Annotated in this window: 14 protein-coding genes; 11 read left to right on the top strand and 3 right to left on the bottom strand. The window is 64.2% G+C overall.

All coding sequences use genetic code 11. The features are described 5' to 3' along the window. Positions 1-7 precede the first annotated feature (7 nt). Positions 8-586, bottom strand: a complete 579-nt coding sequence (locus AC2FNS_RS04240) for a lytic transglycosylase domain-containing protein (protein ID WP_496712332.1) — start codon at positions 584-586, stop codon at positions 8-10. 204 nt (positions 587-790) lie between these two features. Here AC2FNS_RS04240 and ssb point away from each other — a divergent pair, with 204 nt between their 5' ends. Together ssb and AC2FNS_RS04230 are read left to right on the top strand one after the other, a co-directional pair. Next, positions 791-1273, top strand: coding sequence for a single-stranded DNA-binding protein (gene ssb, locus AC2FNS_RS04235; RefSeq protein ID WP_496680861.1), 483 nt, complete (start codon positions 791-793; stop codon positions 1271-1273). 17 nt (positions 1274-1290) lie between these two features. Next, positions 1291-2361 carry a site-2 protease family protein gene (locus tag AC2FNS_RS04230; protein WP_496680864.1) on the top strand — a complete coding sequence of 357 codons (1071 nt, stop codon included), beginning with the start codon at positions 1291-1293 and terminating at the stop codon, positions 2359-2361. Positions 2362-2366: 5 nt separating this feature from the next. On the opposite strand, the gene aroB is transcribed toward AC2FNS_RS04230, so the two are convergent. Together aroB and AC2FNS_RS04220 are read right to left on the bottom strand one after the other, a co-directional pair. Further along, positions 2367-3479 carry a 3-dehydroquinate synthase gene (aroB, locus tag AC2FNS_RS04225; protein ID WP_496712334.1) on the bottom strand — a complete coding sequence of 371 codons (1113 nt, stop codon included), beginning with the start codon at positions 3477-3479 and terminating at the stop codon, positions 2367-2369. Next, positions 3480-4067 (bottom strand): shikimate kinase, encoded by a 588-nt coding sequence (locus AC2FNS_RS04220; protein ID WP_496680868.1) that lies wholly within the window; start codon positions 4065-4067, stop codon positions 3480-3482. 79 nt (positions 4068-4146) lie between these two features. Between AC2FNS_RS04220 and AC2FNS_RS04215 the strand changes: the two genes are divergently transcribed. The 9 genes from AC2FNS_RS04215 to AC2FNS_RS04175 all read left to right on the top strand — a co-directional run bounded on the left by AC2FNS_RS04215 (position 4147) and on the right by AC2FNS_RS04175 (position 15665). Then, complete coding sequence (locus AC2FNS_RS04215) at positions 4147-4296, top strand: hypothetical protein (protein ID WP_496680870.1); 150 nt, start codon at positions 4147-4149, stop codon at positions 4294-4296. Continuing rightward, entirely contained in the window at positions 4286-5812 is a 1527-nt protein-coding gene (locus AC2FNS_RS04210; RefSeq protein ID WP_496727567.1) for a hypothetical protein, read from the top strand. Before AC2FNS_RS04215 ends, AC2FNS_RS04210 begins: the two co-directional genes overlap by 11 nt. A gap of 2 nt (positions 5813-5814) precedes the next feature. After that, positions 5815-6765 (top strand): tyrosine recombinase, encoded by a 951-nt coding sequence (locus AC2FNS_RS04205; protein ID WP_496797428.1) that lies wholly within the window; start codon positions 5815-5817, stop codon positions 6763-6765. 68 nt (positions 6766-6833) lie between these two features. Next, complete coding sequence (locus AC2FNS_RS04200) at positions 6834-8141, top strand: HlyC/CorC family transporter (protein WP_496687153.1); 1308 nt, start codon at positions 6834-6836, stop codon at positions 8139-8141. 94 nt (positions 8142-8235) lie between these two features. After that, positions 8236-10653 (top strand): GcvT family protein, encoded by a 2418-nt coding sequence (locus AC2FNS_RS04195; RefSeq protein WP_496712664.1) that lies wholly within the window; start codon positions 8236-8238, stop codon positions 10651-10653. A gap of 31 nt (positions 10654-10684) precedes the next feature. Then, positions 10685-11290 (top strand): nucleotidyltransferase family protein, encoded by a 606-nt coding sequence (locus AC2FNS_RS04190; protein WP_496797811.1) that lies wholly within the window; start codon positions 10685-10687, stop codon positions 11288-11290. A gap of 742 nt (positions 11291-12032) precedes the next feature. Then, the gene (locus AC2FNS_RS04185; protein WP_496797810.1) at positions 12033-13460 is read left to right on the top strand and encodes a DegQ family serine endoprotease; all 1428 of its coding nucleotides are present in this window, start codon (positions 12033-12035) and stop codon (positions 13458-13460) included. A gap of 164 nt (positions 13461-13624) precedes the next feature. After that, a complete protein-coding gene (locus AC2FNS_RS04180) occupies positions 13625-14311 on the top strand; it encodes a response regulator transcription factor (protein ID WP_496797809.1) in 687 nt (228 codons plus the stop codon). Beyond that, positions 14298-15665: a sensor histidine kinase gene (locus AC2FNS_RS04175; protein WP_496797808.1), complete on the top strand. Its 1368-nt coding sequence runs from the start codon at positions 14298-14300 to the stop codon at positions 15663-15665. The genes AC2FNS_RS04180 and AC2FNS_RS04175 overlap by 14 nt, the downstream gene beginning before the upstream one ends. The last annotated feature ends 18 nt before the right edge of the window (positions 15666-15683 follow it).

Genomic DNA, 15683 nt, shown 5'->3' with positions numbered 1-15683 from the left:
GGGGTTTTCAGCCGCCCCAGATGGCCTTCACATAGTTCCGGGTCTCAGCATAAGGTGGAATACCGCCGTGCTTTTCCACCGCCTTCGGCCCCGCATTGTAAGCGGCCAGTGCAAGGCGCCATGACCTGAATTTCTTGTACTGCCAGTACAGGTAGCGCGCGCCGCCTTCCAGGTTCTGCTTGGGGTCGTGCGGGTCCACGCCCAGCAGGCGCGCGGTCTGCGGCATCAGCTGCGCCAGCCCCAAAGCGCCCTTGTGGGACCGGGCATGCGGGTTCCATCCGCTTTCCTGCTGGACCAGCCGCAGGAACAGCTCTTCGGGGACGTTGTGCATGCGGGCGGCCTGGCGCGCCAGGACAAGATACTGCCCCTTGTACTTGCCGTCATACCGTTTGCCGAACTTTCCCTGCGCCGATTTGGGTTTGAGACGCTCGCTGTCGCGGTATTGGCTGGCGGCGCGACTGTCCAGCACCTTGGCCTGCTTGAGAAAGATATCCCTGCGGTTCTTGGTCGAAAGAACATCGGCGCCCGACGGAACAGAAGTCAGCGCAAGGAAGGCAACCAAAAAACCAGTCAACACATACCGCATTCAAGCAAATCCCGCCCGTTCTGCCATCAGAATGAGTATAGGTATTTCAAGCCGAAATGAAAGCTTGGTTAATCGCGGGTGGAAATTCAAACCTAAGGCTCCACGATCATCCGTGTTCCAACCCGCGCGCGGGGGGTATAGGGTTCGGGTGAACACCGTGCGAGATTCGCGCCCCAACCCGCAAGACAGGATACGAGGAAAAACATGGCAGGTTCAGTCAACAAGGTCATTCTGATCGGCAATCTCGGGCGTGACCCCGAGGTTCGGTCGTTTCAGAACGGAGGCAAGGTCTGCAACCTGCGCATCGCCACTTCGGAAACCTGGAAAGACCGCAATACGGGCGAGCGTCGCGAACGGACCGAGTGGCACTCGGTCGCGATTTTCAACGAGGGCTTGGTCCGGGTGGCCGAGCAATACCTTCGCAAGGGGTCAAAGGTTTACGTCGAAGGCCAGTTGCAGACCCGCAAATGGCAGGATCAGTCCGGTCAGGACCGGTATTCGACCGAGGTCGTTCTGCAAGGGTTCAATTCGACCCTCGTCATGCTGGACGCCCGCGGAGAAGGCGGCGGCGGCGGTTACGGTGGCGGCCAGTCCGGCGGTTACGGAGACCCCTATGGCGCACCGATGGGCGGCAGTTCACCAGCCCCGGCCTCGGGCGGGATCGACGACGACGAGATCCCGTTCTGATCTGACGGAGCCAGAAAATGACATGGTCCTTCGCCGTCGGTCGTCTGCTTGGCTCGGAGCTGAGGGTCCATGTCACGTTCTTCATTCTGTTGGCCTGGGTCGGCTTCGCGGCCTATGCCGAGGGCGGCCTGCCCGCCGCATTTGACAACATCCTGTTCGTTCTGGCGCTGTTTGCCTGCGTGGTCGCCCATGAATTCGGCCACGCGCTGATGGCCCGCCGCTATGGCATCCGCACGCCGGACATCACGCTTCTGCCGATCGGCGGGCTGGCCCGGCTGGAGCGGATGCCGGAAAAGCCCATGCAGGAAGTTGCCGTTGCGCTAGCCGGGCCGGCGGTGAACATCGTGATCTGGCTGGTGCTGGTGGGTCTGGGTGCGGGCATTCAGATGGATGTAATGGCCCATATCGACTCGGCGCGCGTCGATCTGTTCAGCCGGCTGGCGTATGTGAACCTTTTCTTGGCGGTATTCAATCTGATCCCGGCCTTTCCGATGGATGGTGGCCGGGTGTTCCGGGCGCTGCTGTGCCTAAAGATGGACCGGGTCAAGGCCACGCGGGCCGCTGCCTCGGCCGGTCAGATCGTGGCGGTGGGTTTCGGCTTTCTGGGGCTTAGCACCGGAAACCCGATCCTGGTCCTGATCGCGGTGTTCGTCTTCATCGCCGCCAATGCCGAGAGCCAGGATGTCGAGATGCGCTCGATCGCGCGCCGAGTTCTGGCCCGCGACGCGATGATCACCGAGTTCCACGCACTGACGCCGCAGGACACGCTGGGTACGGCCGCGCAGGCCGTGATCCAGACCACCCAGCATGAGTTTCCGGTGCTGGGCCCCGACGGGCAACTGCTGGGCTTCGTGACGCGCAACCGGTTGTTCGCAGCCCTCGCCGGCGAACACCCCCGGTCCGAACCGGCCACATCGGTCATGGAGACCGAGATTCCCATCGTATCGCCAGCCGGCGGGCTCGAGGCAGTGCTAGACGGGTTGCACGGCGGCGCTCCGGCGGTGGCCGTGTGCACCAGAGCGGGGCAGATGGTCGGGTACATAACCCGCGAAAACATCGGCGAACTGATGGTAATCCGGGGACGCTGAGACCGTCAGCAGGTGGCCAGCGCATCCTCGAGCACGGACAAAACCGCATCGCGCGGCACGTCCGATGTCACGAAGGCCTGCCCGATTCCGCGCGCCAGAATGAACCGCAACTGACCGTCCACCACCTTCTTGTCCTGGGCCATCAGATCGACCAGCGCTCCGGCCCCCGGCAAATCGCCGGGAATGTCGGCGAGGTCAGCCTTCATCCCCATCGCGCGCAGATGCGCCCGAACGCGGCTGGGGTCTTCCTGCGAACAAAGGCCCAGGCGCGCCGACAGTTGGAAGGCCAAGGCACAGCCGATGGCCACGCCCTCGCCATGCAGCAACCGGTCGGAATAGCCTGTCGCGGCCTCGAGCGCGTGGCAGAAGGTATGGCCCAGATTCAGCAACGCCCGGTCGCCCTGTTCGGTCTCGTCGCGCGCGACGATGTCGGCTTTCATCTGCACCGAGCGCGTCACTGCCTGAACCCGGGCCGCCATGTCGCCCTCGGCCAACGCGGGGCCGTTGCGTTCCAGCCATTCAAAGAATTCGGCATCGCCCAGCAGCCCGTATTTCACGACCTCGCCATAGCCCGCCAGAAAATCCCGCGCCGTCAAGGTGCCCAGAACCGAGGTATCGGCCAGCACCAGCGACGGCTGGTGGAAGGCGCCGATCAGGTTCTTGCCTTGCGGGGCGTTGATGCCGGTTTTGCCGCCCACCGAACTGTCGACCTGCGCCAGCAGAGAGGTCGGGATCTGCACGAACCGCACCCCCCGGCGAAGCACGGCAGCGGCAAACCCGGCCAGATCGCCGATCACCCCGCCGCCAAAGGCTACGACGACATCACGGCGCTCGACCTTTTCGGCCAGCAGCCATTCGACCGCGCGTTCGAAATGGGGCCAACTCTTGGTTGCCTCACCCGGCGGCAGCGCCAGGGCAGTCATCTCGACACCGGCCGCGGCCAGCCCGGCACGCAGCGCGTCCAGATGCAGCGTGGCAACCGTTTCATCCGTCAGTACCGCCACACGCGGGCGGGGCAACAGCGGCCTGATCCGCATCCCGGCCTGCGCCAGCAGGTCCGGCCCTATTTCCACGTCATAGGATCGTTCGGCCAGATCAACGAATACGGTTTGATGCATCTACTTCAGTTCCAGAACGTCAGGGCGCGTCGCCAGTTTTTCCAAGACCCGGTCCACCATGTCCTCGATCGCAGTTTCGCCATCCGAGTCCACGACCAGATCGGCCTGTTGGTAAAGCGGAACGCGTGCTTGGTACAAGGCGCTCAGCGTCGCATGCGGATCGGGGGTGCGCAGCAGCGGCCGTGTGTCCTTGTGGCGGACGCGGTTCCACAGCACCTCCAGATCGGCCCTCAGCCAGACCGACACGCCGCGCTCTGATATCATCCTGCGGTTCGCCTCGGACAGGAAGGCGCCGCCGCCAGTCGACAGAATGCCTTTCTGCTCGTCCAGCAACCGGCCGATGACCTGGCTTTCCTTGGCCCGAAAGAATGCCTCGCCATCGCGCTCGAAGATCTCGGGAATGGTCATGTTGGCGGCCGATTCGATCTCGGCATCGCTGTCCAGGAACGGCACGCCCAGCCGCGCGGCCAGCGCCCGGCCCACCGCCGTCTTGCCAGCGCCCATCATGCCGACCATAACCACCGTTTTGTGCAGGTCATAGGCCGGCCGGACCGATGCCGGCGATGCGTTATGCTTAATTTCGCTCATTTCCCCGTGAATGACGTGATCTTGGAAAAAATGCCAGTTATAACTTGGCCAAAATCAAAATTTGAGGCAGCGTTTCGCCATGGGCCGTCTGATCAAACTCCTCCTGTACCTCATCTGCCTGAGTTTCATCGGGCTGGTAGCTTATGCCTATCTGGGGCCGTATTTCGGCGCGGATTTCTCGGCCCCGCAAAGCGAAATCAGCGAACCGGTCATCCTGAATGTGGACTAGGGCCGCGGCGGTGACGATTGCCCTGGCCGGGCAGGTCGCCGCACAGACGACCGAGCCGCTGTCGGCGATCGACTGGCTGAAGGAACCGGGCGACCTGCTACCGGGAACGGTGATGCTCGAACCTCCGGTGGCCGATGCGGTGGCGGACCCGCAGATCCATGTAACTCCGCTCGAGGCGCTGTCGCAGCCACTGGGGTTGGTGGATGCCTCGGTGACGGGACTGCCGGTGGATCTGTGGCGCCCAAGCGACCCGGCCCGCCTGGCCCGACTGATCGGGCAAGTTCCGGTGAAATCCAGCCCGGCCATGCAAAAGCTGATGTTCACCTTGCTGCTGACCGAAGCCCGCGCGCCGTCGGGCGGCGCGGATCCCGACACCCTGCTGCTGGCGCGACTGGATCGCCTGTTCCAGTTGGGGGCGGCCGACCCTGCGCAGGCGCTGGTGCAACAGGCCGGGCCGGCGGCTTCACCGGACCGGTTTCGCCGCTGGTTCGACACGACCTTGCTGACCGGCGACGAGGACCGCAGCTGTACCGCGCTCATCGCGCAACCCGGCCTGTCCCGCGACTACCGCGCCCACATTTTCTGCAAGGCACGCCGCGGTGACTGGGCCTCGGCCGCGCTCATGCTCGAGGCCGCCCACGCGCTCGAGATCCTGCCGACAGAAACGCTGGACCTGCTCGACCGGTTTCTAAGCCCCGAGATGTTCGAAGGCGCCCCCTATCTTCCGCAACCCCAGGACCCCGACCCGCTGACCTTTCGCCTGTTCGAGGCCATCGGCGAACGGCTGCCCACCGCGTCGCTGCCGCGCGCCTTTGCCAATGCCGATCTGCGCGACGTCGCCGGCTGGAAGGCCCAGATCGAGGCGGCCGAGCGCCTGACCCGCATCGGAGCGTTGACCCCCAACCACCTGCTGGGTCTCTATACCGAGCGCGCCCCGGCGGCCTCGGGCGCCGTCTGGGACCGCGTCGCCGCGGTACAGCGGTTCGAGGCCGCGCTGGACGGCGGCAAGCCGCAGGCCGTCGCGGATGCGCTGATCGCGGTCTGGGCGCAGATGGAAACCGTCGGGCTGCAGGTTCCCTTTGCCGAGCTGTTCGCGGACCGCCTGGCGCTCCGCCCCCTGCCCGGCGCCGAGGCCGAGAACCTGCGCTGGCGCATTCTGCTGCTGTCCGAGCTGTATGAAGACGCGGCCCAATCCGTGCCCGATGGGCCAACTGCCAATGCTTTTCTGGCCGCGCTGGCCCGGGGGATGCCCGATCAGGCCCCGTCGCCGTCGCCGCTGTCCGATGCGATCACCGAAGGCTTTGCCTGGGCCGCCCCGGTCCCGCCCGACCTGCAGACTATGCTGGATCAGAACCGGTTGGGCGAAGCGATTCTGGAAGCGATGCAGCTTTATGCCCAGGGCGCGCGCGGCAACCTGGTGGACTTGACCGCTGCCATCGCAACCTTCCGCAGGGTCGGGCTCGAGGATACCGCGCGGCGGGCGGCGCTGCAGCTGCTGATCCTGCAGGGGGTCTGACCGTGCCGGGGCCTGAAACGCCAGAGCTGTGGATCTCGGCCTTTCTCGAAGCGCAGGCCGCCGAGCTGGGCGCGGCAACCAACACGCTGCTGGCCTATGGGCGCGACTTGAAGGACTTCGCGGGATGGCTGAGCCGTCACGGCGACGGATTTGCCCAGGCCGACCAGACCCGGATCGAGGCCTATCTGATCGACTGCGATGCCGAGGGCCTGTCGCGCGCGACCCGGGCTCGCCGCCTGTCCGCCATCAAACAGCTGTACCGCTTCGCTTTCGAGGAAGGCTGGCGCGACACCAACCCCGCCATCCAGATCAAGGGACCAGGCCGGCAAAAGCGCCTGCCCAAGACGCTGGACGTGGCCGAGGTCGACCGCCTGCTGCAGGCCGCGCGCCAGACCGGCCGCACCCAAGCCGACCGGCTGCGCAACACATGCCTGATGGAGCTGTTGTACGCCACCGGCATGCGGGTAACCGAATTGGTTTCGCTGCCCGTATCCGCAGCGCGTGGCGACCCGCGGATGCTTCTGGTTCTGGGCAAGGGCGGCAAGGAACGGATGGTGCCCCTGTCGCCACCGGCCCGCGATGCGTTGGCCGCATGGCTGGCTGCGCGCGATGCGGCCGAGGAGGCGACCGTGGCCAAAGGCGGACAGAGGTCACGCTTTCTGTTTCCGTCGCGCGGCAAGTCCGGGCACCTGACCCGGCACAGGTTCTTCCTGCTGGTCAAGGAATTGGCGGTTCAAGGCGGTGTGTCCCCCGACAAGGTCACCCCGCACACGCTGCGGCACGCCTTTGCCACGCATCTTCTGGCCAACGGGGCCGACCTGCGTTCGATCCAGACCCTGCTGGGCCATGCCGACGTGGCCACGACCGAGATCTACACGCATGTTCTGGACGAGCGGCTGTCGGAATTGGTGTTGCAACATCACCCCCTTGCCAGGAACGACACCGAGGACTAGGGGCTTCCCCTTGATCGCATGCCCCCGCGACCCCATAACCAAGGCGCGACAACAATCATAGTGGAACGATGGACCCTGACCCTTCCCTTTTCGACAGCGCCTTCTGGATCACCACCGTCTCGATCCTGTTCCTGCTTGTGCTGTCCGGCTTCTTCTCGGGCTCGGAAACGGCGCTGACTGCGTCGTCTCGGGGCAAGCTGCGCGCGCAGGCCGACAAGGGATCGCGCGGTGCGCAAAAGGCGCTGGAAATCACCGACGACAACGAACGGCTGATCGGGTCGGTGCTGCTGGGCAACAACCTGGTGAATATCCTTGCGGCCTCGTTGGCGACGGCTCTGTTCACGCGGCTGTTCGGCGAAAGCGGCGTGGCACTGGCTACGCTGGTCATGACCCTGCTGGTTCTGATCTTTGCCGAAGTTCTCCCCAAGACCTATGCGATCACCAATGCCGAAAAGGCCGCCGCTGCGGTCGCCCCGGTGATCGGTGTTGTCGTTACGGTGTTTTCGCCGGTGGTGGCCGCCGTACGCCTGCTGGTGCGCGGGGTATTGCGTTTGTTCGGTGTACGGATCGACCCGGACAGCCACATCCTTGCCGTGCGTGAAGAGATCGCCGGCGCCCTGCAACTGGGCCATTCCGAAGGCGTCGTCGAAAAAGAGGACCGCGATCGCATCCTGGGGGCGCTTGACCTCGGCGACCGCACGGTCGAGGAAATCATGCTGCACCGCTCGAATATCGAGATGATCGACGCCGATGCCGACCCCGAAGCGATCCTGAAACAGTGTCTCGAAAGCCGTCACACGCGCCTGCCGGTGTTCCGCGACCAGCCCGAAAACATCGTGGGTGTCGTGCATGCCAAAGACCTGTTCCGCGCCATGTACGCGCAGGCCGGCGGCGGCGAGGGCGGTGCCGAGCGGCTGAAGTCATTCGACATCCTCAAAGTGGCCAACGCCCCGTATTTCGTGCCGGAAACCACCACTCTGGACGACCAAATGCGGGAATTTCTGCGCATGCACAGCCATTTTGCGCTGGTGGTCGATGAATACGGGTCGCTTCAGGGGCTGATCACGCTCGAGGACATCCTCGAAGAAATCGTGGGCGAGATCGCGGACGAGTTCGACGTGGACGAAGATGTGACGATTACGCGCACCGAAGACGGTCAGTACCTGGTCGAAGGCTCGATGACCATCCGCGACCTGAACCGTGCGATGGACTGGAACCTGCCCGATGACGAGGCCAACACCATTGCCGGGCTGGTGATCCATGAGGCGCAGATGATCCCGACCGTTGGTCAGGTGTTCTCGTTCCACGGCTTCCGGTTCGAGGTCGTCGAACGCGAGGGCAACCGGATCACCTGGTTGAAGGTGCGGCCGCTCTGACGGACGGCCGGCGGAAACGACATACTCGGTCGTTTTCGTGACAGATACCGTCGCGGCGCCCCTGCACCTTCGGGCCAGACGCAAGGAGGTGCGGATGAAATCGACGTGTCAGGTTGCCGTGATCGGCGGCGGAGTTGTCGGGTGTTCGGTGCTGTATCACCTGACCAAGCTGGGTTGGTCGGATGTGATGCTGCTGGAACGGTCGGAACTGACCAGCGGATCGACCTGGCACGCGGCGGGCGGGTTTCACACGCTGAACGGCGACACCAACATGGCCGCGCTGCAAGGCTATACCATCCGGCTGTACAAGGAGTTGGAAGAGATCACCGGCATGTCCTGCGGGCTGCACCATGTGGGCGGCATCACGCTAGCCGACAACCAGGACCGGTTCGACATGCTGCTGGCCGAACGCGCCAAGCATCGTTTCATGGGGCTGGAGACCGAGATCGTCGGCCCCGACGAGATCAAGAAGATCGCCCCCATCACCAATACCGACGGCATCATCGGCGCGCTGTATGATCCGCTGGACGGGCACCTCGACCCTTCGGGCACGACCCATGCCTATGCCAAGGCCGCACGAATGGGCGGTGCCACCATCGAGACCCACTGCATGGTGCGCGAAACCAACCAGCGCCCCGACGGCACATGGGACGTGGTCACCGACAAGGGCACCATCCACGCCGAGCATATCGTCAACGCCGGCGGCCTCTGGGCGCGCGAGGTGGGCGCGATGGCGGGCATCTACTTCCCGCTGCACCCGATGGAGCATCAATACCTCGTCACCGACAACATCCCTCAGATCGAGGCGATCATCGACACGGGAGGCGAGCATCCGCACGTCATGGACCCGGCCGGCGAGAGCTATCTGCGGCAGGAGGGGCGCGGCCTTTGCATCGGCTTCTACGAACAGCCCTGCAAGCCTTGGGCGGTGGACGGCACCCCTTGGGATTTCGGCCACGAACTGCTGCCCGACGATTTCGACAAGATCACCGACTCGATCGAGTTTGCCTATCGCCGTTTCCCGGTTCTGGCCGAGGCCGGGGTGAAATCTGTGATCCACGGCCCGTTCACTTTTGCCCCCGACGGTAACCCGCTGGTCGGGCCGGTGCCGGGCGTGCGCAACTACTGGTCGGCCTGCGGCGTGATGGCCGGGTTCAGCCAGGGCGGCGGCGTCGGCCTGACGCTGGCGCAATGGATGATCGAGGGCGAGCCCGAGCGCGACGTCTTTGCCATGGACGTCGCCCGCTTCGGCGACTGGATCACCCCCGGCTATACCCGCCCCAAGGTGATCGAGAACTATCAGAAGCGTTTCTCCGTCTCCTACCCCAACGAGGAACTGCCCGCCGCTCGGCCCAACCGCACCACGCCGATGTATGACATCTTCAGCGATCTGGGCGCGGTCTGGGGCCAGCAATACGGTCTGGAAGTGCCGAACTACTTCGCGCAAGTGGGCGAGCCCACCTATGAAACCCCCTCCTTCCGCCGCTCGGACGCCTTCGCGGCAACCGGCCGCGAAGTGCGCGCCGTGCGCGAGGGCGTCGGCATCAACGAGGTGCACAATTTCGGCAAATACCTAGTCACCGGCCCCCGTGCCCGCAACTGGCTGGATCGGATCATGGCGGGCCGCATCCCCAAGCTGGGCCGCCTGTCGCTAACCCCAATGCTGTCGCCCAAGGGCAAGCTGATCGGCGACTTCACGGTTTCCTGTCTGGGCGAGGAGGAATTTCAGCTCACCGCCTCATACGGCGCGCAGAACTTCCACATGCGCTGGTTCCAGATACATCAGGAAGACGGCGTAACCGTCGAAAATATCAGCGACAAACGCAACGGCTTCCAGATCGCCGGCCCCAAGGCGCGCGAGGTTCTGACCGCCTGCACCCGCGCCGATATCAGCGACATGCGCTTCATGGACGTGCGGCGGATGGTCGTCGGCATGACCGACTGCATCGTGCAGCGTGTCAGCTATACCGGCGATCTGGGGTTCGAGATCTACTGCGATCCGATGGCGCAGCGCCAGCTCTGGTGGACCCTGTGGCAGGCCGGGCAACCGCACGGCATCACCCCCTTCGGCATGCGCGCGATGATGAGCCTGCGGCTCGACAAGTTCTTCGGCTCGTGGATGCGCGAGTTCTCGCCCGACTACACGGCGGCCGAAACCGGGCTGGACCGTTTCATCGCCTTCAACAAACCCGCCGATTTCATCGGCCGCGCCGCCGCCGAGGCGGAACGTGCGACCGGCTCCGCGCGCAGGTTGGTGGCCTTCGAGGTCGACGCCGACGACGCCGACGTGAACGCCTATGAACCGATCTGGCTGGGCGGCAAGGTCGTGGGTTTCTGCACCTCGGGCGGTTACTCGCACCACACAGGCAAGTCGATCGCGATGGGCTTCCTGCCCACCGACCGCATCGCCGACGGGCTGCAGGTGAAAATCGAGATCCTGGGCCAGATGCGCAAGGCCCGCGTGATCTCGACCCCGCCCTTCGACGCGGATGGCGCGCGCATGCGCGGGTGACAATGCCCGCGCCACACGCCATGGTGGCGGCATGAATACCATTCCAATCATCCTCCTTGCCGCTGGCCGATCCAGCCGCATGGGGGGGGCCGATAAGCTGATGCAGGAAATAGACAGCCAGCCCCTGCTGCGCCGGACGGCGGAAATCGCGCGGGCCGTGGCCCCGGTCATCGTGGCTCTGCCCCCGGCCCCGCACCCGCGCCACGACGCGCTGGCCGGAATGGATGTGCGCATCGTGCCGATCGCCGACGCAGAGGAAGGCATGAACGCAAGCTTGCGCGCGTCCCTGAATCACGTACCCGATACAGCCGACGCCGCGATGATCTTGCTGGCCGACCTGCCGGACTTGACGGTCGACGATCTGGCAAAGGTGCTGCGCTCGGTCAGCGAAAACCCGGACTGCCTGATCTGGCGCGGATCGGCAAGCGACGGCACCCCCGGACACCCGGTGGTCTTCGCATCATCTCTGTTTCCGCAGCTGCGTTCATTGACCGGAGATTCCGGCGCGCAGAGTGTCGTCAGGGCCCATCGCGACAAAGTCCATATCGAACCCCTGCCGGGGACCCATGCCACCCGCGATCTGGACACGCCCCTGGACTGGGCCGCCTGGCGGACCAGTCGGCAGGCCACAAAATAACACGGCCCGATCTTTTCAGACCGGGCCGGTTGCCCAAAAATGCAGGACTACCACTTTCACCTTTTCCGGAAACGCGCCCGACGCATCAGAAGATGAACGGACGTGGCTCTGCAGAACTGAAACAAGACCCCCTCGTTAACACGCCACTGGCATTCCCGGTAATCGAGATCTGCCTGAAGACACCCCCTTGATGTCTGTCAGGCCCCTTTTTGGACATTTTTATCGTCACCGATCATTCGCTTCAAAACAATAAAAAATTCGTCGCAAGGCCTAACAAGGTTCAATTTGACGTAGCGCCCGCACAGTATGAATCTCGGCCATGTTCTACCCATGGCAGAGTTGCGGAATTTGATCGGCCGAATTACCAGCGCGTGCAATCGTTCTGTCACGGGAGCGGGATTAAAAATAGTGTACTGAATGACATCAGATACTGAGCGACGTTTTCAAAGGCATACAACCTAAGCGAGACCATCCAACTCATAACTCCGGCCTCGTCGCCGTTGTAGCCTCTGAGTGATCAATGCAACACTTTTCTACAATTAGCGCCCTTTTCGGCAACAATCCGACGATTCGCGCAGAATCGAATCCCGGAAAACCGCCTGCGCTCGTCGGGCATAGACCGCAAGAAAATGGCAGAATTAAGAAAATTTAACCATCAGGTCAGAAAACCCACAGGGCCGTCCTCCATCTTTCCGTTAAAGAAATGATCCTCTGCGACGAATCCAAGGAGCACAGTCGAGACATGAATACCCGCAAGCCCCTCTTGAACGCTTTCCGTACACCCCGTCTGTTTGGCGCGGCCGCTCTGAGCGCCGCCCTGCTGGCCGGGACCGCGATCCCGTCCCTGGCCGACGAGCGGGTGGCCGATCTGGTCGAATCCGTATCGCCCGCCGTCGTGACCATCATCGCGACGCAGGACGCCGCCCCGATGCCGGCCGGCAGCCCCAATTTCGATTTCGAAGGACATCCTTTTGGCGAATTCTTCAAGCGTTTCGGTGCCCCCGAAGGCATGGACATTCCGCGGCAGGGCCCCCGTCAGGGGCTGGGCTCCGGCTTTGTCATGGATGCTGATGGCTATATCATTACCAACAACCACGTCGTCGAGGGCGCCAGCAAGGTCACGGTGCGCCTGCATGACGACCGCAGCTATGAAGCCGAGATCATCGGGACCGACCCGCTGACCGACCTCGCGCTGCTGAAAATCGAAGCCGATACCCCTCTGACCGCAGTGCCGCTGGGCGACAGCGACGAAATCCGCGTGGGTGAAGACGTTGTGGCCATCGGCAACCCCTTCGGGCTGAGCTCGACCGTCACCACGGGCATCGTCTCGGCCAAGGGGCGCAACATCTCGGATGGCCCCTATGCTGAATTCATCCAGACCGACGCAGCAATCAACAAGGGCAACTCGGGCGGCCCGCTGTTCAACATGGAAGGCGAAGTCATCGGCGTGAACTCGGCCATCTATTCGCCCACGGGCGGCTCGGTCGGGCTGGGCTTTGCCGTGACTTCCAACATCGTTGAACACATCGCTCAGGACCTGCGCGACGACGGGCAGATCAGCCGCGGCTGGCTGGGGGTCTCGATCCAGAATATCAGCCCTGAACTGGCCGCCGCCATGGGGATAGAGGGCACCACTGGTGCGTTGGTCTCGGACGTGGTTCCCGGCAGCCCGGCCGACGGCGTGCTTCAGCAGGGTGACGTGATCGTCGCGTTCGACGGCGAACAGGTCGACAACAGTAGCGAATTGCCGGTCCTGGTTGGCACCACAGCCATCGGCACCGACAGCAAGCTGACCGTACTGCGCAACGGCAAGACCGAGACGCTGAACGTCACCATCGGCCAGCACCAGACCGAAACCGCCGCTGCGGCGCCCGACAAGGTGGCCGGCAAGACGCTGGGCGTGACCGTCGCACCGCTGACCGACACCACGCGCGCCGAGATGGGCGTGCCGGAAACCGTGCACGGCGTGGTTGTCACGGCACTGCAGCCCGACAGCCCCGCCGCAGAGGCCGGTCTGCGCCGCGGTGACGTCATCGTCCGGCTGGGCCGCGCCGAGATCGACACGCCCCAGGATCTGAAGAAGGCTCTGAGCGATCAGAAGGACGGCCCGGCGCTGGTGCTGATCAATCGAGGTGGCAACCAGATCTTCGTTGCCGTCGAGGTGGCCTGACGCTTGTCCCCGCGCGCGCCGCATGATGGGGATATCGGCGCGCGCATCCCCCCGCCCGCACGTCATGTCCGCGTGCGACGGGGCTGCCGGGTGCGATTTCCGCGCCCGGCAGTATTCTTTGACGGCCCCACATGCTTATATCCCGAGCAAAAGGATATCCGACCATGAGCAGACGTTTGTTGATCGTTGAAGACGACGAGGACACGCGGGATTTCATCGCCAAGGGGTTTGCCGAGGAAGGCTATGCCATCGAAACCGCCACCAACGGGCGCGACGGGCTGTATCACGCTACCGATGGCGGGTTCGACGCAATCGTCCTGGACCGGATGCTGCCCGAACTGGACGGGCTGGCGCTGGTGAAATCGCTGCGCGCAGCCGGGATCAAGACCCCCGTTCTGATGCTGACCGCCATGAGCGCGGTGGACGAGCGGGTCAAGGGCCTGCGCGCCGGCGCCGACGACTATCTGGTCAAGCCGTTCTCGTTCCAGGAACTCCATGCCCGGATCGAGGCGCTGCTGCGCCGCCCTCAGGAATCCGAAGAGACCCCGACCCTCAGGTGCCGCGACCTCGAGATGAACCTTCTGACCCGCAAGGTGACCCGCAACGGGCGCGAGATCACCCTGACCCCGCGCGAATTCCAGATCCTCGAATTCTTCCTGCGCCGCAAGAACCGCGTGGTGTCGCGCACGATGCTGCTGGAAGGCGTCTGGGACTATCATTTCGACCCCAACACCAACGTCGTCGACGTGCATATCTCGAAACTGCGCAAACAGTTAGACGATCCCGGCGACACACCCCTGATCGAAACCGTGCGCGGCGCGGGATACATGATGTCCGATGGCACAGCTTAGATTTTCGTTTCACAATTCCCGCACCCGGCTGGTGCTGCTCAGCATGGTGCTCAGCGCGCTGCTGACCGCGACGGTGCTGGCGCTGGTCTATGTGACGGCGACCCGGACAATCGACGGCGAGACACGCTCGGTCGTTTCGGCCGAACTGACCGGGCTGGCCGACGAATACGAACGGCTCGGCCTGATCGGGCTGATGACGGCCATCGAGCGCCGCCTGCCCTCGGCGTCAGAGCGCGATGCGCTGTATCTGCTGACCGACCGGTTCGGCAATGTCCTTGCGGGCAATCTTGCCCGTTGGCCCGAGGGCGTGACACCGGGCAGCGGCTGGACCGAACTGGAATTGCGAAAAACCGAGACGAATGAGATGGTTCCGGTCTCGGCCGCATCCATCCGCCTGCGCGGCGGCGAGCGTTTGTTGGTGGGCCGCGATGCGCTGGCCCGGCAACAGTTCGACAGGGTTCTGTTCCAATCGGTCGCGCTGGCGCTGGGGGCCGCCCTGGCGCTGAGTATCCTGACGGGCTGGCTACTGACCCGGCTGGTTTTTTCCCGGCTGCGGGACATCGCCGATACGGCCGATTCCATCATGTCGGGCGACCTGACGCAGAGAATGCCTCAGCGCGGCACCGGCGACGAGTTCGATCAGGTTTCGGCCATGCTCAACGCCATGCTGGACCGGATCGAGGACCTGGTGAACAATTTGCGGACCACGTCCAACTCCATCGCCCATGATCTGCGGTCGCCGCTGTCGCGGCTCCGGCAGCGGGTCGAGGCGCTGGGCGACAGCCAGCGAAACGACAGCGAACGCGAGGCCGACACCGCCCGCGCCACGGCCGAGATCGACCATATTCTTCGGGTCCTGGGGCAACTGACCGAGATTTCGCGGGCCGAGGCCGGGCTGGGCCGCGAGCAGTTCGAACAGGTCGATCTTGGTCAACTGGCTGCGGACGTGGTCGAGCTCTATGAACCCGTCGCCGCGGATCAGGGCGTTGAAATCAGCCTGACCGGCACCGCGCCCCCCATCCTCGGCCACCGGCCGCTTCTGTCTCAGGCGCTGTCCAACCTGCTGGAAAACGCCCTGCGCTACGCGCCCGAGGGCACCAGCATCACGGTGGAGTTGGGAGACCTCGACAGGCACGCTAGGCTGAGCGTCCGCGACATGGGTCCCGGCGTGCCTGAACCCGATCTGGGCCGGCTGGACCAGCCCTTCGTCACGCTGGACCCGGCCCGCAGCAGCCGCAACTCGGGTCTGGGGCTGGCGCTGGTGGCGGCCATCGCGCGGATGCATGGCGGCACTTTCAGCGCCCGCAACGCCGATCCGGGGCTGGAAGTCACGCTGAACCTGTCGAAATCCTGATCCGGCGCGCCTCCAACG

This window comes from Ruegeria sp. BHSA191, assembly GCF_059613325.1.
The sequence above is the reverse complement of the archived record's forward strand: the minus strand, read 5'-3'. Positions and strand labels throughout refer to the sequence as shown.